Source organism: Microcoleus sp. Pol11C2 (assembly GCF_036701505.1).
Lineage (GTDB): Bacteria > Cyanobacteriota > Cyanobacteriia > Cyanobacteriales > Microcoleaceae > Microcoleus.
This window is the reverse complement of record NZ_JAUBQX010000012.1, coordinates 28,207-50,142: the sequence shown is the minus strand read 5'-3', so window position 1 is coordinate 50,142 and position 21,936 is coordinate 28,207. Positions and strand designations below refer to the sequence as shown.

The window sequence follows — 21,936 nt, the reverse complement described above, 5'->3', positions numbered from 1 at the left end:
TCTGATTGTTTCAGATTGATTTGGGAGTAGGTGCGCGACAGCGACAGATCGACAAAAGTGCGATCGGCTGTAGAAGTTAATAAAGTCGCGCACTTTACCCTCGGCGGTTGCTATAAGTAAACCTTGGAATTATTCATCTCTCTCCCCTCTTCCTCTGCGCCCTCTGCGCCCTCTGCGGTTAAATCGCTCATAAATATTAAAAAAAACAAACTATCCAGAAACCAGACTTATTGAAAAAGCCTGGTTTCTCAAAGAAGCTCAAATCAAATCACAGCAATACAGTCAATCTCTACTAACACATCTTTCGGCAAACGCGAAACCTCCACACAAGCGCGCGCCGGTGCTGTTTCCGCATCAAAATATTTCGCATAAACCGCATTCACAGCGGCAAAATCATTCATATCTTTGAGGAAAACCGTAGTTTTTACCACATCCAGCCAAGTAGCGCCCGCTTCTGTGAGAATGGCTTCGAGATTTGCCATAACTTGTTGGGTTTGTTTTGCCACATCGTCGGTGTAGACAATATCATTTAGTCTAATGTCGATCGCAATTTGACCAGCTACAAACAGCATAGTGCCCGTAGCGGCAATGGCTTGATTGTAAGGGCCCACGGGTGCGGGTGCTTTGTCAGTACGAATAATTTTGCGCGTCATAGATGTCACTTTTTGGGATAATTTTTCCGAAGTTTCTTGATTGTAGATTTCTCCATCAGGCATGATAGCACCAGTGAAGTCTGCATTCTCAATACTTACTGCATAAATGTTTGCATCTGTCAATTCTGCTTGTTTCAGGTTGGCTCCATCCAGGTTTGCTTTAATCAAGTTTGCCCCTTGCAGATTGGCTGCTTCCAGACTTGCACCTTGCAGGCTGGATTTTTTGAGATTTGTGCCTTGAATATCAGCTCCAACCAGATAAGCTTCATCCAAATTCGCCCAGGATAAGTTAGATTTAGAGAGCTTAGTTAACTGGAGTTTAGCTCCCTGTAAATTTGCGCTTTGAAGCGTCACACCAGTTAGGTCTGCCCGACTTAAATCAGCTTTAGTCAAGTCTGCTTGGGTCAAGATTGCACTACTTAGGGTGGCTTTACTGAGGTTTGCCTCAATCAATGAAGTTCTAGTTAAATTTGCACTACTCAAGTTAGCACCGCTAAGGTTGGCCTCCTTTAAGTTGGCATCCCATAACTTAGAATTATTGAGGCACGCTCCGCTTAAGTTAGCACCGCTAAGGTTGGCAGAAATCAGGTTTTGTACACCTCCGAGCACTCCACTCAAATTTGCTCCTGTCAGGTTTGCCTTACTAAGATTTGTATTGCCAAGGTTTGCCTTGGTCAAGATTGCCTCACTCAAGTCAGCTCCCGTCAAATTTGCACTATATAAGTCTATTCCACTCAGCTTTGCATCTTTGAGGTCTACCCCACTTAACTCTGCTTTTTGAAAGTTGCGCTGTCCTGCGGCATATTTTTCTAAAAGTTCTTTAGCATCCATAAATAACCTCGATCGCCCTTCCGCTACACCCCACTTTCCCAGCCTACCACCAAAACCGAAAGCGCGAACTAAATCTGCGTCAATCCGCGTCAATCCATTTTCATCTGCGGTTAACAAATTCCCTTTTTTAACCGCAGATATAGGCAGATAGACGCGGATTAACGCAGATAAATTAGAAATTATCTGCGTCAATCCGCGTCTATCAATTCTTATCTGCGGTTAAAAAATTACCTTTTTTAACCGGAGATAAACGCACATTTACACATTAAACACCAACCGGAGCACCAACAACCTCACCTTTCAACATCCGAGAAGCAGCATCAAGCAATTGCTCCTCCAAATAAGGCTTAGTGAAATAACCTTTCGCGCCCAAACTGTAAGCCATTTGGCGGTGTCTGTCAGCACCGCGAGAAGTCAGCATCGCGATCGGCAATTCACACAAAACCGCATCCTTCTGCATCCGAGAAAGTAGTTCCAAACCATCCATTCTCGGCATCTCAATATCGCAGAAAACGATATCGCAAGGCAGACCAGATTTCATCTTTTCCCAAGCTTCCTTACCGTCGCGAGCTTCTTCCACACGATAGCCAGACTTCTCAAAAGTAATCGACAATAGCGATCGCACCGTAATCGAATCATCCACAATCAGCACAGTCGGCTCAGTCTTCTCGATTTCCGCCTCGGCAGCAGCCCGATCGCCCTCATCCCAAAGCGTACCGCCAGTGTCCTTCCGCAGCCTTCCCGTAGCCAAATCGATCAGCTCCAGAACGTCCGCAATCGCCACGATCCGACCGTCCCCGAGCACGGTGGCCCCAGCAATCCCGATCGGCTTCGGCACCGGCCCTTCCAACGGCTTGATCACAATTTCCTGTTCCGTCGAAACCTGATCCACCTGCACCGCCAAGAAATTGCCAGCAGACCGCAGCACGATCACCGAAATCATGTCATCGTCAGTATTAAACCCGTAAACACTGCCCCGACCCAAATGGCGGCTGTAAGCCAGCAGATCCCGCAGCGGCCGGAACGGCAAGCTTTGACCCCGCCACTCAATGCAAGGCAAACCATCCGCCCCCGTCGTCACCTGATCGCGAGGCACATCGATCATATCCTCGACCCCATCCATCGGGAAAGCAATGCGAGCGCGATCGCTAATGCAAGTCAGAGCCTTAGAAATACTCAACACCAGAGGCAAACGGATCGTAAACACAGTCCCCTTGCCGATCGTCGAATCAATCGACACAGTGCCCCGAATTTCCTGCAAGGAAGTCTGCACCACATTCATACCGACCCCCCGGCCGGCGTACTCCGTCGCCTGTTCCTGAGTGCTGAAACCCGGCATAAACAGCAAATCGTAAACTTCCGAGCGAGACATCCTCTGAGCCTGAGCCGCCGTCAGCATACCCTGCTTAATCGCCTTCGCCTTCACCCGTTGCGGGTCAATCCCCGCCCCGTCATCAGAAACCGAAACCACGGTTTGGTTCCCTTGGTGGAAAGCGCGAATCGTAATCCGGCCGACAGCAGGCTTCCCAGCCGCCAGACGCACCTCCGGCGGTTCGATCCCGTGAGTAATCGCATTGTTCACCAAATGAGTCATCGGGTCATATAGCTGATCCACAATCATCTTGTCGATCAAAATATCCTTACCCTCAACCTGCAACTGAGCCTGCTTGCCGCACTTAATCGCGATTTCCCGCACTGCCCGGAACAGTCTGTCCGTCGTCTCCGCAAACGGCTTCATCCGGGCGCGAGTCAAACCTTCTTGCAGTTGAGTCGTAACTTGTCGCAGTTGGCGAGTCACCTGATCCGCCTCATCCACCAAAAACTCAATGTCCGCTGCCGACTCCCGCACCCGCACGATCAGCTCAATAATCTCTTGAGCCAAACTGTGGAAAGGAGTAAACCTGTCCATTTCCTCCGGTCTCCAGGCACTTTCCCGGGTGTGGGCCGAATCCTCAGAGCGCCAGGCAGATCGGTGTCCCTGCCGGTTTGCCAGCAAAGCAATCTCCAAAAGACTCCGCTCGTAGAAATCCTGAGTCCGCTGGCTCACATCGCTCAGCAGCGCAACCTGGTGCAGCAAATTGTCCAAAAACTGCCGCATCCGTTCTTGGTCTTGCTCCAAACTGTTGCGGTTCACAACCAGTTCCCCCATCAAATTGCTGAGGTTGTCCAGTTGCTTGACCGGCACCCGCATCGTCTGGTCGCCGAACCCGCCCGCGCGGGCATTCCGCCTGGGTCTGTTGATCGCCGACTGCCCCATATTGCCTTCCCCTTGGCGGCCGCTGTCCTTTGGATCTTCCAGCAGTTTTTCCAAATCGCCAAATTCGTCGTCGCTCTCATCGGCAGCAGTGCGCGGAGCTTTACTAGCAGTTGTCGCCGGTAGCCCGTGAATTTCCGGCATAGTTGCGCTCTCGCTAAGGAGTTCTTCGAGATCCGAGAAAACTTCTGTATTTACCGGACTCTGATTTGTGCTTCCAGAAGCTGCTATGACAGCTCCAGCACCCCCTGCAATTAACAGTGCTTCTAAATCGTCAAAATTGCCTTCGGCATCCTCATCGCCTGATTCGCCCTCGGCAAAAAAGTCTGCCAGCGACCCCTCTTCCAACTCCGAGGAATCGGCCTCGCCCGACTCGTCCTCAGCGTCCCAAAAGCCCGTCGTCAGTTCCGAAGTCACCAGAACCTCAGCATCGATGGAATCTAACAAATCATCAAAACCCTCCAACTCTTCGTTGTTGAGAGTAGCCCCGGTTTCCATCGCCGAGAGCAAGTCAGCATCGCCCTCAAACATACCATCGAGAGATTCTGCCGGCAGCGGCTCTAAATCCGCACTTAAAAAATCCGTTTCCAGGGCATTAAACAAATCATCTTCGCCCTCTGACTCCCCGGTGGCATCTGTTGCGGCTCGATCGAACAAATCCGCACTCGCCTCGTCGAACAAACCATCGGCAGGTTGGGCAGACAACTCCTTCACATCCGCAGCGCCATCATCTGGCGCCGATCCAGCATCGCCTGGGTGCACCATGCCTTCCCCAAACATATCCTCCAAGAAATCGAAAGCTGCGCCCTCATCAGATTCGACATTTGAAATTTCCGACTCAGGACGATCATCGGACAAAGCCCCAAGTTCAACCTCTGCCGAATTTGTCAAGCCTTGGTCGGAAACAGCCGCACCATTGTTCTCGAACAAACTCCCCAAATCGCCCTCCTCAACTCCCACATCCGCACTCAGCAATTCTGAATCCCCATCCTTCAGCCAAGCCCCACGAGCTTGCCCCGAAGCTTCTCCGTCATACTCAGTACCCGTAGGTACAGAACCGAAAAGCTCAGCCAAATCGGCAGCTTCTCGGGAAGTAGCCACTCCTTGCCGATCCCGCACAGTCTGTTCATCCTCAGAAATCGCGTCCGAGGTCATATCCCCAAACAGCGCATCTAAATCCGTATCGTCCAGCTCCAGGTTGAGCGATTGCACAGACTCGTCTTCCATGCCGAAAGCATCTTCTAGCCAGTTTTCATCCGCAGAGATATCTAAATCAGAATTTGATGTCATGTTAAGAACGTTGCCCATTTCCTCATTTTGTGCGGTGCCTGCAGCTTGATCTCGATCGCCCCCGTTCTCCCCACCTTCGTCTTCTGAAGAAAGGAAATTAGAAGTAATCCCCAACAGCTCGCTCAAATCCGAATCCTCGCCAAGCTCAGAGAACAAATCGAAATCATCCATTTCAGGCAGAGCAAGCGCTTCGGCATCCGCTGAATCATTATTGCCCCCCCCTGCTGCAGGCTCCTTCGATTCACCGTCTAAAGCCTCAGACTTCAGGGAATACTCCGAAGAGACTGCCGGCCCACCTGTTTCCTCAGATAAGCCTAAATCGCCGAACAAGTTCTCGAAATCAGCATTGTCCGTACCACCAGCAGAAGTTTGGGCAGCCACTTCGTCCAAAAGCGTACCGAGAGCATCTTCCTCAGCTTGTCCCCTGGCTGGGGCCACCGTGTCGTCTCGCCGCTCCAAACCGCCCCTACCGTTACCCGTTTTAACCTGTTTGCGAGTTAACCGCTGGCTCGAACCCCCATTTTTCTGACCGGCAGCTACTGCCGAGCCCTCTGCCTCTTCTCCAAACAGCAAATCCTCCCCAAACAAACTCGTCAGGTCATCAATCGGAGGCTTCGTGTTCGTTTCGGAACTTTCGGCATCGTATTCGTCAAACAACAAATCAGTAAAATCGCCGGAATTGTCATCGTCTGACCCCAGCATTCCCGCCGCCGATATCCCAGAAGACTGTGCATAGTCGAGGTCTTCTTCTTCTTCCCAAGCGCCGTCGAGTTCCGGGGACTCGCCGTCAAACAAGTCAGCTAAAGTGTTGAGTTCTGCCGCGCCCACTTCCGGGCCGGTGCGGGTCGAGCCTCTAAAAGCACCCGTCTCCATATCCGATTCTGCGAAGGCGGAATCCTCGTCGAACTGGGACGATCGAATGCCACTGTCATCGTTGCTGTCGCCGCTGTCTAGTTGGTCGAACAGCTCGTCTATACTCAGCCCAGAAATAGTCGGCAGTAACTTGTTCAACCCATCCGGGGCATCGCCCGAACCCACCAGATCCCAGGCCTCATCCTCAACAGAAACCACATTTTTCCCGGATTTACTCGGTTGAGCAAACGCCAGCAAATCTTCAAAATCTGTTTCTGGAACCAGAACAGCCGGCTGCAGCGCCATAAGTTTTGCGCTTGGTGCGATCGACGATTCTAGACCAGAAATTACCAGTTCTTGCGCTTGTTTGATGTCTTTGATCACCGTTGGGGCTAAGGTGCGGTAGTTATTTTCTGGGTTGGCGATCGCCTTGGATACAGCTTGGATCAATTCTATCCAGCAGGGCAGTTCAAATTCTTCCCCTGCCCTGAGCAAGTTCCGACAAATGTTCTTGAGTTGCCGCCTGCTTTCTGGCCCCTCGGGCTGTTTGAACTCTTGCAGGAGTTCTCGCATCCTCGCCGGCACGTCCGAGTCAAATACTAGCTGCAGCGCGCTGTCTTCTGTTGCTCTGGCATCAGGTGCGTAAACTGACCGCGAATCTGGAAAACTCCTTGATGAGGCAAACGCCCCCACTCCCACCCCCGCCATAACTTGTTCCGGTACTGGCATCGCGTAGCTATCGTCTGCATGGTATTCTCCGTGTCCAACGAGTCCCCCCAAGTGCCCGTTGAGCTCTTCAAATACTGGTTCTAATTCTCGAACCATCTGTTCTCCCAATTCTTCTGTCAGTCCAAAAGGCCCCGACAGTTGCTCTAACAGCCCTTGCAATGTGTCAAAAATTCGCAGAAAAAGGGACTCTAGCTGTTGGTCTACTTTAACGCTGCACTCTTTTAAAACTTTAAAACTATCTTCTAGTCGGTGAGCTGTTTGCTGAATGCTCGTCAGCCCCAGCATTGCTGCTCCTCCTTTGACAGAGTGAGCGGCCCTAAATACTTCGTTGACCAGTTCTGGGTCTTCGATCGTGGTTTGCAGATTCAGCAAGCCTTGTTCGATCGTATTGAGGTGGTCTTTTGCCTCCTCAATAAAGTAGCCCATTATCCTCTGTTGTTGCTCCGGCAGCATAGTTTTATTCCTGATTTTAAGCGTTATTGTATTGGGTCTATGTTAGTAGTTCTAGAGAAGCTCTCTGTATATCTCGCCCCTTGCCAAGAGAATAATCTGACTGCGAGATATCGCAAATGTCCTGGCTATTTTTGTTTTCGATATGCCCTCACTTAAAAGATAGCGAATCTCCAGCACTTGTTCGGGTTGGAGTTTGCGGTTAGGACATATCTAGCCGGGAACGCAAGGCAAACGGTTTTTTTCGCTTGGCATCGCGGGAGTTATCGGCGGGGGTTCCTTCCCACAAATGGTCGGGATTGATACAATCGCGATCGTAGCAATTGTGACCCGCAAAATAACCTGGTTTAACAGGTCTTCCCAGTTTGTGTTCCCGTACAAGTCTGTGACCGTATAAACTTTTTGTTTTGCCATTAATTTTAGTACCTTTAATGGCGTCACCATCACTTCTTTTAGCCAAGGTACAAATCCTGCAGCGGTTCGGCTGTATTTGGGTTCGAGTACCGGGAATTATTTCTTGACCTCGCAGTTGTTTTTGAGGTTTCGGCCCAGATGCACTTGGGACATCTTTAATATGTTCTTTTTTGAACCGATATTGAAAATTTTCCCGCCGAGAAACTTGCCACAAATGGTTAGAATTAATGCAGGTGCAGACCTCCCAAGTATGGCAAGCAAAGTATTGGAGTCTTAGCGACATATCTAATGAGTTTTCTAATACTAAACGATGGACAGTAAACGTTTTACCTCCACCGTTGCGAAGCTTTTTATTGGCATAGCCCCTGCTAATTTTTGCTCGGCTAGAGATAATACAGCTCATCGTCTGAATCTCGCCAAAGATGCCGTAAATTACCTCTACTCTGTTATCCTCCATCTGTGCAACTCCTACTTTATTTAGGTGTTGAATTAGCAGCCTCGCAGTGGTTTCAAGACTGCGAGGTTGCTTTTTGTCTGCCATCCTTGCCCGACCAACGTGCTTGTAAATCAGCCAGCAAAACAAGCATTAGACACTTAATTATTGTCTTTCTGCGGTTTCTACTCGGAATCTTTCCACCGATGTCAAAAGGTCGCGAGCAACGCCTACCAAGTTTTGCAAAGCACCGGAAACTCGCTGCGCTTCTTGGGATGTTTCCTGAGCAGTCAACTCGACAGCCTGCATAACAGAAGCTACCGCGCGAGCTGTTTCGTTTTGCTCTACAGTGTCGGCAGTAATCGATCGCACTAACACGTCAATTCGGTTAGTTACTTGAATGATATCTTCAAGCGATCGCTTCGCCTGTTCTGCCAATCGTGTCCCCTCAATAACCTGCTGCGTCCCTTCTTCCATGGCCGTCATTACCGCGCCGGTTTCGCTTTGAATTTGCATCACGATCTGTTCGATTTCTTTCAAAGACTTAGCCGATCGGTCTGCCAATTGTCGCACCTCGTCTGCCACGATCGCAAAACCCCTGCCCGCTTCCCCAGCTCTCGCCGCCTCAATACTGGCGTTGAGGGCCAACAAATTCGTCCGGGAGGCGATCGTCGCAATTAAAGCCACAATCTTAGAAATTTCTTGAGAAGCTTCTGCCAGCCGCTTAACTTTTCTCGTGGTTTCTGCTACTGTTTCTCGAATTTCTAAAATCCCCGCCACAGTTCGCTCCACTGCCTCGCCCCCTTTCAGAGCCGTTGCCGCCGCGCCCCGGGCCACTTCTTCCGCCTCTCTAGCGCTCTCTGCGACCCGCTGAATCGCATCGGTGAGGACTTGCACGGAATTCAGCGTTGCCGCCAGTTCCTCAGCTTGCCGGAGCGCATCGGAAGACAAATCGCCCGCAAACTTAGCACTGTCCGTAGCGCCTTTGCTGACCTCCCGAGCCGCCTGCTTCACCTGATGGACGATTTCGCGCAGATTTTGAATTGTCAAGTTAAACGAGTCAGCAACAGCGCCCAAAACGTCTGCGGTCACTTCCGCAGTCACCGTCAAGTCACCCCGGGCCGCTCCTTCCACGTCGTCTAGCAAGCGAATCACTTGGCGCTGCAAGTCTTCTTTTGCCTGTTCCTGCTCGTCAGACTTGCGCCTGGTATCGCTAATCGTGGTTTGGATAACCTTCGCCATGTGGTTGAATTTAGCAGCCATTTTGCCAAATTCATCTTCCGAGTAAACCGTAGCGCGAGCGTCCAAAGTTCCTTGAGATACCGCATCGAACTGAGCTTGCAAATTGTCCGACGACTTGCGTACCTGCTTGGCGATCAACTGGCCGATGCCCCAAGAAGTTAAAAAGCTGGTAAAGCCTGCGGCTGCGGTCATTACCCAGCCTGTTTGGCGCAGGTAAACGATCGCCTCGGGTTTGTCTTGCCGCAGAGCTTGATAGGAGGCAATGTTGGTGACGAAAGCCACAGCTACCAGAGAAACCAGTCCCGCCCCGATTGCCGTGTACAACTGTTTTGTAAACAAAGGGGCATTTTCCAAGAAAGCCAGTCCCCCCTGTTCTACCGTGACCGAAGTATCGACCGCTTCTGTTTCTGTGGGAGCAAAACTCGGCACAGACGCATCAGCCGGGCCGCTTATGCTAAATATCTCGTCATCCCGAATTGCTGAGCCATCGCTGTTGTCAAAGTCCAGGCTGCTGCCAGTCGTTCCCATCATGCCGCTGGTCGAGTTGCCGAAATTGGTGTTACCTCTAGTCAAGATCGAACTGGTGGCATCTTCTGAGATATCAAAGTCCGGCAAATTCCCCAAATCGTCAAATTCGTCAAATTCGTCTAAAAAGTCGCTGTGTTCTTGAGCGTTCCCAGTTTTTGACGACCAGGCGCTGTCGTTCTTGTCGGACGCCCCGAAAGCTGTCGCTTGTTCGTTTTCGTCGAAAGAGAAAGAATCGCTAAAAGCATCATCATCAAAAGCATCTAACTCGAAGTTGTCTCTAGAGCTAAATGCTGGGGGTTCCGAGTCGCTGTAACCGTTGCTGTTGGCGGAAGCCTGATCGACTGAATTAAATTGTCCCCGGCTCGACCTTTGACTTTGAGAGTTGGGAACCGCACCTCCCATCAACAGCGTTTCGTCTTCCGCCAGCGAATAGTTTGAGGAGTAGTCCGACCCGTTATTCGGCTGTTTGTTTTGAGGTCTAGAAGACCCAAAACCCGACGAGGGCATCGCCTCGGCAAAGGGGTCTTCCTCTTCTGCCAGAGGTGCGTTATTACCGTAATTTTGGCCACTCGGGGGCGGGGATTGGTAGTCGTAGTCCGAGTTATCGTCGAATTCGTCTGGCAAATCGAGCGCAGCAAAAGGTTCGCCAAAATTGTCCGAGGGCCCGAGGGGGGAGTCTAGTTGGTTCGAGTCGAAGGAATTCCCGATTTCTGAAGAGGCAAAACTTTGACCGTTGAGCATCTGAGTCGGAGCTTCTGAAAACGACTCTCCTGAGTAAGGTGCGCTTTTCCCAGACACTTTGCTGCTAGACACGTCAGCAGCATCAAACCCTCCATCATCTAAGGCAAAAGGGTCTCCAAAGTCCGAGTCGGCAAACTCGTCTATGTCTAGCGAGTCGGAGTTCTCAGCATAAGCTGCCATGCCGCCGCTGTCGCCACCAAAGGGGTTAGAATGTGAGGCTAAATCTGGGACTGAGCCTGCGCGATCGTCGTCTTCTGCTTCCCACCCCAAGCCACTCATGCCCAAGTCGGCCAAGTCCTCGTTTTCCATGTCGTCTGGGGATTGACTTCTATAGGAAAGGGAGGGTGAATTTCCTTGGAAAAGTCCCAAATCCGGGTCTTCTAACCCTTCATCAAGAGATAAGTCTGGATAGAATTCTAATTCAGTTTCAGCAGACAAAGCCTCGAAATTTTCCGTTTGCAGTTCTCCAGATAAAAATTGGTCTGTGTAGGTAATTCCGTTGTGAGCGTGTTCCACCAAACTCGGGTCGTCACTCAGGCCTAGCACAACCGTGTACTGTTCCCGCGCCACCTCATACTGTTGCAGTCCGTAGCAGTAAATGTGTCCGCACAGCAGGCGAGCGCTGGGGTCTTCGGGAAAATCTTCTACTAATTGATAAACTAGGGCTGCGGCTTCTGAATAATTGCCATCCATGTAGGCCGCTTCTGCCCGTTGGTAGTCCTGCTGAAAGTTGGTACTTGTTGCCATTTGCCGCCCTCTTTGGATTTTAGATTTTAGATTTGAGATTTTAGATTTTTATCTTGAATAGAATGTTTAGATGCGCGCCTCAAGTCGTGTGACTGTTGATGGTTAGACCTCAATCGAAAATCGCAAATCGCAAATCTAAAATCGATTTCACGCTGCCCACCGCGCCGAGCGCAGAATTTTCACTTGATCTAGCAGTCGGAGCACTTTCTGAGTTGGTGCACCTAACATCCATTCTCCCCTCAGAAATGGAATCATGCCGTCTGGTGCATTGTTCTGAGAGTGCAGTTGCTCTACGTCGAGCCAGTCCATCCCCACAATTCGATCGACTGCTAGCCCCAAAATCGTGTCTTGGTCTTCCACAGCCACGATCGGGATTTCGGGTCTATCTGTGTTCAGAGGGGTTTGGTCTCCCAGAAATTGGCCGAGGTCTGCCACCCAAATCACTCGTCCTCTCATATTTAGCGTACCTAAAAGCAGAGAGGAAACGTTGGGGATCGGTGTCATGCGGTCTGGAGACGGGGATAGTACCTCTCTAATCCCTGTCGCTGGCAGTGCGAACTCGTTCCCCGAAGGAACGTAGAACCGCAGGTGCAGCTCACCTTCGGGAGTTTCTAGTTCTTGGAATTCCGGAGCCGGATCTACCCCTAGTCCTGGTAATATAAAGTCTGGGCTACCGCTAATCATAATTCTGACACCTGCATTTCTAGCAAATTGTTGAGGTTTCCCGCCAAGAATAACCCGATCGAACTTCGATGGTCGAAACTTGACACAGCCAAGCTTGACACAGCCAAGGGGTGAATGGCGCGACTGCCTGAGATCCTTGGCAATAAATTTGCTCCGTCAATAATTGACTGCCATCAATAAATTCGCGCGACCTTTGCTGGCACATTAGCTCCAATCGACTACGAACAATTAATTTGAAACCCCTAAAGCTTCACTTTGTACTCCCACCGCCGTCTCAATTGGTAAAACTCTGGGTAATTTCTGCGATCAATGCTAAACCGATACTCGGATTAGCGAGGAGTTGTTGACCTGGCTGGTGTCGCGACAATCATGAACGGAGTCACTTAAGACTGACAATTGCACTCTCTGACTTTGTACAGAAATACCTAGCAATAAGTAGCTCTGTGCATCAGTTTTTCGGAGCGGCTGCAAGTGGAGAACAAGTATATTATATTTGCACTTTGAGCGTGTTAGACCCACTTGGGCCTAGAAATTGAACAGAGTTTTACCGACGCCCTTATGCCAGCGCGCGGATTTATACATTCTAGTTTATGGTGCGATCGCCAATAGTACCCCCAGCTTTCTCTTTGTGGCGGCCGAGACTTGATTTAACCGCAGGTACAAAAAAGCTGCCATCATGGCATCGGTGCGAAAGTTATTTTTCTTCTAATTGGTCTTCTAGCGAGCGGTCTAATAATCTTTCCGAGAGATTGATCTGAGGGTAGCCCGGGCCCACATATTTTTCTACCAGCATCAATAACTCGCTTTCACCAAAAGGTTTCGTGTAAAAGTCTGTAGCTCCAGCCATGCGGGCTTTAACACGGTCGATAAATCCGTCGATGCCCGTCAGCATCACGATCGGCGTCTGCCGGAAAGCGCTAGAACTACGCAGCATAGCGCAAATTTCGTAGCCGTCGAGTTCCGGCATGGCGATGTCACACAGAATTAAATCGGGTTTGAGTGGAAACACCAAACTCAGGGCTTGGAGGGGATTGCCGATCGTAGTAGCTTCGTAACCGTGTTCATTTAAAATTGACTCGACTGTTTTGCGAATAGTATTGTCATCGTCAATACAGACAACTCTAGGAACCTTGGTTTCTGGGGACGACCATTCTTTTTTGTTGTTGGTGGGGGCAACAGAGGGTTCGTAAAATACTTGCACCAATCCCTGCTGCACAAAGGGGTAAATCGCCTTAGCGACAGTGAGCACGTCTCGGTTGAGGTAGCGCGCCATTTGGCGGATCGAAGTGTGCCCGTCGGCCCAGCGTCTGAGAGTATTAAAGGTATTGACAGGCAACGCGACTCGCAGCTCGGAGGGGTCTGAAATCACCGGGCATTGGTTGGGCGACTGAATGTGAGGGTGAAACTGCTTCCACTGCTGCACCTGTTTGACAATCTTGGCCAGCAGCGAGCTAATTTCTAAGCTTGTCAGTTGAGGAGCCAAAGCTGGGCCCATTTCAAAAGTGAAGGAACCCTGGTGGAGACTGAGCAAGTCAAATAGGGTTTCGTGGATCATGCTCTGGATGATGTTGCGCCCTTGAGCTGGGGTGAGGATGTGGTTTTCTAGCAGGGCCCATAGGTAGCCGTATTCTGGGGCATTGGTAGATGCCATATAGGGAACTTGGATTTTGTCGAGGGCGGTATCTGCTTTGTAGCGGCGCAGGTAGTCGCGCAACCGAAACAAACTGCCCGCACTCTGGGTAGCGTAAATAATCTGACCGTTGAAGCAGAAGACATACCAGGATTGTCCTGCAAGGGAGCGCAGGGTAGGTTGAGTACCCGTGCTGCTGCCGGTGGAGGTGTAGGCCTCTACGAACAGTTCTCCGGTTCGCTGACCTAACTCAATCAATTGCAGGATGCTGCGGATGTCTATTTCACTCAAATTTCCCTGCATGCAGCTAAAGTGTCCTCCTTAAAACCGTTGGCGTCTGAGCTCGGAAAGACTGTGTGCTGGCGAAAAGATTGACTTTAGTTTCCGTCAATAATTTACGCGCTGATGCCGATCTCACAATTGGGAATTGACGAAAGGGCGATACTTGCTGTCGCTCCTGGGCCGCGCTACCAGTCCACAAGCTGAAACCGCCAAACTAGCGGCATTCTCTAAGTGTAGAGTTTCACCTTGTATTCCCACGGCGTTGCCTAAACTCGTAGAATCCACATTGCACGATTGCAGGGGTTCTTCGAGTGTGCAACGCTGGCATTCCCGACTGGTTCAAGTCTTCGATAGCCAAAGTTTTGAAGTTTTTGGCTGAGTATGCCGTCAGTTTCTCCAGCACATCTTGGCGTAGGTCAACTTCAAAATACCGAGGATTCTCTGGTTTTACCGCTGCTACCAGCAGCAAGTGCCGATCAAGCCCCGATGGGACCTTGAGGCTAGTCTGTTGGGTTGGATGAGTTGCGATCAAGGTTTTTTTTGGGTTTGCCACAGCCCTAAAATCAGGTGCAGTCAAAATGAACCTTTGTTGGCAATTGTCAGGAAAACCCTCAGTGCCGATCGACCTTTTTGCTCGCCCGCGGCGAGCGTCATAGGCTCGCGTCATTACCCTATTCTAAGGCAGCGCGGCTCAAATCCCTAGTCCGCCAGAGGAGGGCGCCGGCTTGGGGGCAGCGAGGGCTTTTCTCAAGATCGACCCCTAACTAAGTTGTGGAATCAATAGAAAGTTTTTTATCGAAACGCCAGAGGTCAGCCCTGGGCTAAGGACATGGGGATTTAGGCCTGGGGCTCAGTCGGTAGGGACTTTTAAGTCTCGTGAAACGATTGTGTTGCTAAAACCAGAGTGGTATAATCGGCACAGAGCAATTCGCCAGAGTAAGAATAATTTTCAACCCATTGAAATATCCTAGAGGGCGAGCAACCCCGGTAACGCACTAATCCGATTAATTCGGAATAGTTAAAGGGCAAATAATTGCAGCATAGGTCACGTTCAACCTTAAAAATATGAAGGACTCAGCAAGTATGCGCTGCGGGATAAGTAAAGTTCTTTGAGTCAGTAGAGGGATATTTGAATGTCCCGTTGTCGTCTTAAAGGTGGGCAAGAATCCCCGGCTTTAGATGTGGGGAGGTTCAAGGACTGACCTTTTTCATGTTTGGGCTATGGCAGTCTCCGCAGTGAGAGCTAGTCTTTAATCAAGCGGCATGGGTACTGCTGTCTCATTCCTCCAGACAACTGGCGGCGGCCGTACTTTATGGAAGTTCTCCCGTGAGAACGTGCTATGCGTGAGTGCTGCTAAAGTTAGAAAAAAATGCTATCCCCCGATTGGGCAAACGATACCAAAAAGTAAGACTTAAGTGGCAAAAAGTTATCCTTACTTGCCTATACTTGTTTACTTTAGGTAAGTTGACTAAAAATCACACGCAGTGTTATCTTTAGTCCAGAACCTTTGGCTTAAGGGGGATAGCCTACTTATGTTGGAATTAGCCGTCTACCCAACAGCGTAGGAAGTAAACACCACTTATCTTTTAGGCCTTTAAGTAACTTAAAGTAAGTTGGAAGAGGTTTTACGAAGCAGAGGACTATTAGTGTGCTGTATCTAGCGGAAGTACAAAAACAGAGAAGCGGCTTTGGTCTCGGTGGCGGTAAGGCTGAGCTGAAACTGCTAGCTTGTCAGCGAGGCGAACATAACTGGAGCGCCGTACCAGGCGATGACGCGATCCCAGTTGAGGAAGCTAATAAGTTTAACGACGGCACGCTGGTGCTGGTTGAGTTGAGCGCTAGCAAGCAAGTGCAGCGGATTCAGGAGGCGGCCCGCCAGTTGGTGAGCATTCTGCAAAATTTCTCGCGATTGCAGGATAAGTTTAAGGATAAGGAAGAGGAAATTGAACAGTGGAAGGCTTCTCTGACTTTTTCGAGTCAGGAACTCAATCGCCGGGAAATGGAAATGCAAGCCCGCGAAGAGCAGTTGGCTCAAATGGAAGAGGAGTTGGAGCGACTGGAGGCTCAGCGCTCAGAAATTGAAAATACTCGAGATGAAGCTAACCGACTGCGAGAAGAAGTCGATCGCAGCCGCGTGGAAATTGAGACGGCTTGGGAACAGTTGCGGGGCGAGCAGCAACGGGTGGCCCAGCAGCAGTCTGAGGTTCCGCAGGGGGCAGTAGTTGATGAGCAGCAGACCCAAAGGATTCAGGAGTTGATGCAGAAGTTGGGAGGGGCGATTGCTTCTGCCCAAGGGGTGCGGGAACAACTGAATCAGTCTTTTGGTGCGGTGGGCGCTCAGCAGGCAATTCTGGATCAGCACTGGCAGCAGTTGGAGCAAAAACAGAGTATAGCTCAACAGCAACAAGAAGAGGTCGATCAACAAAATCAGAGCCTCCAAAACCGCTGGCAAGAGTGGTACCAATCTCAAGATGCTTTGGCCGGGGCTCGGGCGGAGCTTAAAGGGCAGCAAAGTACCCTCAGCGCTAAGCAGGATCAGGCTCAGTCGGTGTCTTTGCAGGTGCGGGCTGTTGAGGATCTTTACCAGCAAGTTTCCAGGCTCGCATCTGCTTCGGGTGCTGCGGGTACGGAGCAGAAAGTAGATGTGTCAGCTTTGGAGAAGATGCCTGTTGATGAGTTACAGGGGCTGGTGCAACACCTGCAACAGGATTTGGAAAAGGTGTTCCGGTTTGTTAACGATCAAGAGGAGGAGTTGACTCTGCAGCGGGAGACAATCGAGGAGCTGCAAGGGAAAATTCAAGCTGCTAGCGAGTACGATCGCATGGCTTTGGAAAATGAAATGGCAGATGAACTCGAAAGTTATCAGATGTTAAACGAAACTCTGGTGGGACAGCGCCTCCGGTTGCAGGAACGGGAAGATGTTTTAAAGCAGCATCAGGCGGTGCTGTGGCGGCGGCTGGGTACTGCTAATGCTTCAAAACAAGAGCGAGGAGATATTGATTTGGGACCGATTGTCGCACAGCTCAATACTCAGCGCCAGCAGCAAAGCCAAGAATTGCAAAGATTGGAAAACGAAATTCAGCAGGTGCGGGAAGGCATATCCCAAATTGAGGCAAATGTCAACCGCCAAAATGGGGAAAGTGAGGCGAAACGCTACGAACTCAAGCAGTTAGAGCAGAATTTGTTCAACCAGAAAGGTGCAGTGGCGCAACTCTGGGGCAGGCTGAATGTTTATCAAGAAATGTTGCAGCCGGTGCAGGACAATTTGAATGCGCTACGCCAAAAGCTGGAAGCGGTGGCGGGGGAACTCGATCGCGTGCAGGAGACGGGAGAGGAACAAGATCGGGTAGTTTCCGAGTTGCGGCAAGTCCTTTCGGGTTTGATAACAGCTTAAAATTTAATATCTAAAATTATCGAAGGGTGTTCGACTCGACCGATCGCTCCTCCAGGAAATGGATCGGTTTGCGATCGGTTGGGCGCTACGATTAAGCTGGTTAGTTTTTCTACGCTTTCAAAACTGGGCGCCGAGGGCAATATTTGTTGCAGTAGTTGTCGCATTGCCCGTCGCTGCAAGGCCAGGGGTGCTTCCCGCAAAATCGGGCGATTTAACTTCACGGGAAGTTGAAAATTCACCTGCGGGCTGTCTGCAATGGGAGACATTGCTCGCTGTAGCAAGTCGCTGGCTGCAAGTTCGAGATATTCTACGTCGGCGCGGAGGAGTTCGGCTGTTTGAGCTAGCGCTTGTTGGGCTTTTGGATTGAAATGAGTTTCCAAATAAGGCAATAATTCCGATCGAATCCGGTTGCGACTATATTGCAAGTCTTGATTTGTGGAATCTTCCCAAATTGGTAGTTTTTGCTCTTGACAAAATTGACCTGTTTGCGAGCGAGTTATTTCCAGCAAGGGACGAACTAAATAGATTTTAGATTTTAGATTTTGGATTTTCGATTGGGAATTTTCATCCAGATTTGCCCATCTAAAATCGGCAGATATTTGGGAGTTGGGATTTTCGCCGGCATTCCTTAATCCAAAATCTAAAATCGGCAATCGAAAATCGAGCAGGGGCCGGCTCCAGGTGAGGGCAGAAAGTCCGTCGGCGCCACTGCCGCGAATCAGGTTGTAGAGGAGTGTTTCGGCGCGATCGCTGGCTGTGTGGCCTGTAACAATGTAGGGGTAGTTGTGGGCGATCGCAATTTCGGTTAAAGCTTGATATCGCCACTTTCTGGCGGCTGCTTCTGTTTTGGGGATGTCCGAGGCTGTTTCCAAATAGTAGGAGATTCCCCAGTTTCTAGCTAATTGTTCTACATGATTGGCCGACGCTTGCGAGTCAGAGCGCCAACGATGATCGCAGTGAACAATAGCTAGGTTCCACCCCCATTTTGGCTGCAAATCTAGCAGTAATTTAATTAAACACAGAGAATCTTGTCCGCCGGATACTGCTACTAGCAAGCGCTGATTCGATGGCAATATTTGTCGGTACAGCAGCGTCCTGTGAACTTGAGCGTGCAGGTGCGTCCAATTGGAAGATTCAGCCATGAGAGCAGTTTTTCATTAAGCAAAAATAAGGAAGTTAGACAACGAGCAGTGTACGGGATTTAACCGATGAATTTTGAGCAAAGAAGGGGAAGCATCCCCCTCTCCCAATCTCTCAGTCTTTGCCTTCCTAGCTCCACATTCCTATACTTTGGGGGTCGCGGTCTGGATACCTAGAAATAGGAAAATGATTACTTATTTCTGTTGAGTCACATTGATTTAATGGCTCATCTATATCGGTTTGATTAGAGCTATCTACGGCGTAGTTTTGCACGGTGTCTGATCTTTCCGCAGCGGCAGGAAGGGCTTTTTGTTCTTTGATTTCAGGTTCGAGCGGAATGAACTCCAGACGCATTCTAAGTTTTCCTTTAGTCCAGTCTTTGCCAGCACTTAATAGCTCGCAATCCAGACCCTGTGAAAATAATTTTTCGTCTACCAATTTTGACTGCATAATCGCCATAAATTCGCTGACTTTGAATGTACATTGATACATCAAAGCGCTGGTAGGGGCAGACACAACATCGTCTTCTTGGGGAAATATTGGCGATTCGTCCATATTAATTGTCCTTATTTTAATGAATGAAGGAAGTTCGGCAACGGATTTTGTAACGGATGTAACAGATGTCAGGAAGAGCGAAGTTATAGAAAGGAAGAAGGTCCTTCGATTTCGCGCTCGGGTAAAAAAAGGGAAGAAGGAAGAGGGAGTTAATTATTAGAATTTCGCTGGTAGAGTAAGGTGGGAATTGCCCACCCTACAACCGGAGATGATATTAATCCCGATTCTTTGACTTATCCTGTTCTTCTGTGGCCCATTGGTGAATCAGGAATTAGAAAAACCAACCGTAGGAATGCAAACCTTTGCCTAACAGATTAACGCCTAGATAGCAAATCCAAACTACCACAAAACCTGTGGCTGCTAAAATTGCTGGGCGTCTTCCCTGCCAGCCACGAGTAATGCGGGCGTGCAGGTAGGCAGCAAATACCAACCAAGTAATTAGCGCCCAAGTTTCTTTCGGGTCCCAACTCCAGTACGATCCCCAAGCTTCGTTAGCCCAAACCGCACCGGCAATAATGCCAACTGTCAGTAAGGGGAATCCTAAACCGATGATGCGATAGCTAATGTTATCAAGAGTTTCTGCTAGATTCAACCGCTGGGGCGAGAGAAGTTCTGCGGTTTGAGTTGGGGCGGTTGATGGGGTTTGAACGGTTGCTAATTCGAGCACTGCGGTGGTGCCCAAACCGTTATTGTTGGAGTTGAAAGAGGGTTCGCTGAAAGCTAATGCGCTGTCGGCGCTGGTTTCTGCAATTTGAGGTTCGGGGTTTTGAGGGCGTTGGAGGCGGTAGTTGCCGTTGCGGTTGCTGTTGGTGCCGAAGGAACTGCCGGTAAGTTCGATTTTTTGGCCGCGGGTGACGATTAAAAAGGCGATCGCCAGTAACGCTCCTACCATTAAAGTTGAGTAACTAAGCATCATGACGCTAACGTGCATCATCAGCCAGTTTGATTTGAGGGCGGGTACTAGGGGCTCTGCAGATTGCATGGTTGCGGGCAGAGTCAGGGCTGCAAAGGCGGATATTGCCATTGCTACGGGGGATGTGGCTACTCCAACTAAGCGGGAACGGCTCATGTTTTCCGCGACTAGGTGGATGGCGGTGATTCCCCAAACTAGGAAAAATAGGGATTCGTAGAGATTGCTTAAGGGGAAGTAGCCGGCTTCTATCCATCGAGAACCGAGTAAAGCGGCGATGGATAGGTTGGCGACGGCCATTCCTGCGGTGCCTAGGGCCGACAGATAGGGAATGCCGGGGAATGCTGCGCCAACCCAGTAAATGAGCATTGTGGAGAACAAAACGGCAAAGGAGATGTTGTCCAGCCAGTTCTGGAGTACGACCAGATCCATAAAAATTACTCCGGTAGTGTTTTTACTTATTTTTGCTAACTAGATCGATCGTACTGGGGTTGGGCAGTTTTGGGTTTGGGATTTTGAATTTTTGTGGCAATTATGAGTTATTGGCAGTTGTTTATGTGCGAGTGGGCGATCGACTTACCAAGGATTGCCAATCATTCTAAAAGCAGACCAATAATAAGGATGAGAGAAATTCTGACTCCGCACGTTTGCCAATTCCGGAGGTACCGGCAGATTCCCACCAGAAGTGTGCAGCATCCCCCCTTCAATTCGCACTTCTTGGCGCAACATCGCTAATTGCGCTTGCCGCAGCGCTTCTGCTTTAATCGGAGCAGTTTTTAACTGCGCGTAAAACTCCGACATCAATCCCAAACTGCCCTCGTCGCTGACATACCAGAGAGTCGCCATAGCCGATTTAACCCCTGCTTGCACGGCTAACCCGCCAAAGCCCAACTCGGCTTCTCGATCGCCCACAGCAGTTCTGCAAGCGCTCAAAACTAACATTTCAACTTGCGGGCTGTGCCAATTCATTTGCCGCAACTGATCCAAACGCAATTTAGTATCCCACAACTGAATAAAGGATTCGCTGGGATCTCCCGATCGAAATTCGGCGTGAGTAGCCAAGTGAATCATCCCAAAAGGCTGCTGCTGGCGCTGCGATTTCAAATTGGCCAGGGTGAAAGCTTCATTCAAGAAAGACTTACCCGGCCACTGCTGTGGCGTGATTGTCGATACTTCTATTTCCACCGCAGGTAAAGGACTCATATCTGGAAATTGCGACGCCCCCATGGCCAGAACTTGGGTATTTTTGAAATTGGCGGCGCTGGTATCCGTCAAACTCAGACTCGGCATTGAGCCCACACTGTAACGCTCTACCAGAAAGCCTTTGCCGTCGTGCAGGGCGCCCATCGGTATCGATCGCAACCCTATATCTGAGATAAAAGATAAATTCTCAATGCCTTTGGCTTGCAGTTCTGCTTCGAGCGGCGCTACCATCCACTGGTAGAGTTGCTGAGCCAAGGGCAAATAACTTTTAGTGTTGCGCTTTACCGGATTAGTCAGTTCATCGCGAAATTTCCGAACAGCTTCCATTACCTGGGCGCGAGAGGTTCCGGGGACGCGCTGGCGAACGGGCACACCTTCGGGGGTGATCATCATCATTTCCAGTTCGTCAGAGGCTTGAATTTGCTGTTCTACGCGCAAGATGGGCGAACTGCTGTAAGGCCGAGCGACTGTAGAACCCCTGGGTACAAAGCTGATATAAATGAGAGCTGGTTTGATGCCTGTGGCTTGTTGGACACTGCGAAGGGTATTTTGGGCATCTTCTAGGGTGGCGATCGCAGTTGTTGATGGCAAACTTAGGTAATCGACAAACTCGCTAGTAAATCTCTCCTCGACGGGAAAAATAATGGCGCCGAGGTTGGTGGGCAACTTGGAAGCGTCAAGAGTCGGAGACGCGGGAGGTGAATTGCGCTGTTGCAAGGAATTAGATATCTGGTTTTGCTCTTGCAAGCTGGGAGAAAATAAACGATTTGTGCTGGGTGGCTGGTTGGCTGCGATCTCCGGTGTCGGTATCGGTGCGAGATTTATCGGCGCAGCAGCAGGCGCAACCACTGGATTTTGAGTAATTATCGGTGTTGGTGGCACATTTGGGACTGGCGCTGGATTTTGAGTAATTATCGGTGTTGGTGGCACATTTGGGACTGGCGCTGGATTTTGAGTAATTATCGGTGTTGGT

14 protein-coding genes are annotated in these 21,936 nt (G+C 50.0%); 1 reads left to right on the top strand and 13 read right to left on the bottom strand.

From position 1 onward, the window contains the following. Positions 1-263: 263 nt before the first annotated feature. From QUA42_RS09875 to QUA42_RS09840, 9 genes are all read right to left on the bottom strand, one after another. The gene (locus QUA42_RS09875) at positions 264-1,601 is read right to left on the bottom strand and encodes a Rid family detoxifying hydrolase (RefSeq protein WP_333137137.1); all 1,338 of its coding nucleotides are present in this window, start codon (positions 1,599-1,601) and stop codon (positions 264-266) included. Positions 1,602-1,749: 148 nt separating this feature from the next. Further along, positions 1,750-7,062: a response regulator gene (locus QUA42_RS09870; protein ID WP_333137136.1), complete on the bottom strand. Its 5,313-nt coding sequence runs from the start codon at positions 7,060-7,062 to the stop codon at positions 1,750-1,752. Positions 7,063-7,113: 51 nt separating this feature from the next. Further along, on the bottom strand, positions 7,114-7,239 hold the full coding sequence (locus tag QUA42_RS27700; RefSeq protein WP_445301302.1) for a helix-turn-helix domain-containing protein: 126 nt from the start codon (positions 7,237-7,239) through the stop codon (positions 7,114-7,116). Positions 7,240-7,261: 22 nt separating this feature from the next. Then, positions 7,262-8,014: an HNH endonuclease gene (locus QUA42_RS09865; protein ID WP_333137135.1), complete on the bottom strand. Its 753-nt coding sequence runs from the start codon at positions 8,012-8,014 to the stop codon at positions 7,262-7,264. Between the two features lie 57 nt (positions 8,015-8,071). Next, complete coding sequence (locus QUA42_RS09860; protein WP_333137134.1) at positions 8,072-11,164, bottom strand: methyl-accepting chemotaxis protein; 3,093 nt, start codon at positions 11,162-11,164, stop codon at positions 8,072-8,074. Positions 11,165-11,311: 147 nt separating this feature from the next. Then, positions 11,312-11,845 carry a chemotaxis protein CheW gene (locus tag QUA42_RS09855; RefSeq protein ID WP_333137193.1) on the bottom strand — a complete coding sequence of 178 codons (534 nt, stop codon included), beginning with the start codon at positions 11,843-11,845 and terminating at the stop codon, positions 11,312-11,314. Positions 11,846-11,867: 22 nt separating this feature from the next. Beyond that, positions 11,868-12,053, bottom strand: a complete 186-nt coding sequence (locus QUA42_RS09850) for a hypothetical protein (protein WP_333137133.1) — start codon at positions 12,051-12,053, stop codon at positions 11,868-11,870. 489 nt (positions 12,054-12,542) lie between these two features. After that, positions 12,543-13,781: a response regulator gene (locus QUA42_RS09845; RefSeq protein ID WP_333137132.1), complete on the bottom strand. Its 1,239-nt coding sequence runs from the start codon at positions 13,779-13,781 to the stop codon at positions 12,543-12,545. A gap of 220 nt (positions 13,782-14,001) precedes the next feature. Further along, the gene (locus QUA42_RS09840) at positions 14,002-14,427 is read right to left on the bottom strand and encodes a hypothetical protein (protein ID WP_333137131.1); all 426 of its coding nucleotides are present in this window, start codon (positions 14,425-14,427) and stop codon (positions 14,002-14,004) included. Between the two features lie 982 nt (positions 14,428-15,409). Between QUA42_RS09840 and hmpF the strand changes: the two genes are divergently transcribed. Continuing rightward, the gene (gene hmpF / locus QUA42_RS09835) at positions 15,410-17,155 is read left to right on the top strand and encodes a pilus motility taxis protein HmpF (protein ID WP_333137130.1); all 1,746 of its coding nucleotides are present in this window, start codon (positions 15,410-15,412) and stop codon (positions 17,153-17,155) included. On the opposite strand, the gene tilS is transcribed toward hmpF, so the two are convergent. From tilS to QUA42_RS09815, 4 genes are all read right to left on the bottom strand, one after another. Further along, positions 17,152-18,297, bottom strand: a complete 1,146-nt coding sequence (gene tilS / locus QUA42_RS09830; RefSeq protein ID WP_333137129.1) for a tRNA lysidine(34) synthetase TilS — start codon at positions 18,295-18,297, stop codon at positions 17,152-17,154. The two genes, hmpF and tilS, sit on opposite strands and share 4 nt — an antisense overlap. Before the next feature lie 127 nt (positions 18,298-18,424). Continuing rightward, positions 18,425-18,850, bottom strand: coding sequence for a KGK domain-containing protein (locus QUA42_RS09825; RefSeq protein ID WP_333137128.1), 426 nt, complete (start codon positions 18,848-18,850; stop codon positions 18,425-18,427). A gap of 271 nt (positions 18,851-19,121) precedes the next feature. Beyond that, positions 19,122-20,192: a c-type cytochrome biogenesis protein CcsB gene (ccsB, locus tag QUA42_RS09820; protein WP_333137127.1), complete on the bottom strand. Its 1,071-nt coding sequence runs from the start codon at positions 20,190-20,192 to the stop codon at positions 19,122-19,124. A gap of 144 nt (positions 20,193-20,336) precedes the next feature. Further along, positions 20,337-21,936 (bottom strand): CHAT domain-containing protein (locus tag QUA42_RS09815; protein ID WP_333137126.1); only part of this gene is annotated, 1,600 nt, incomplete at its 5' end.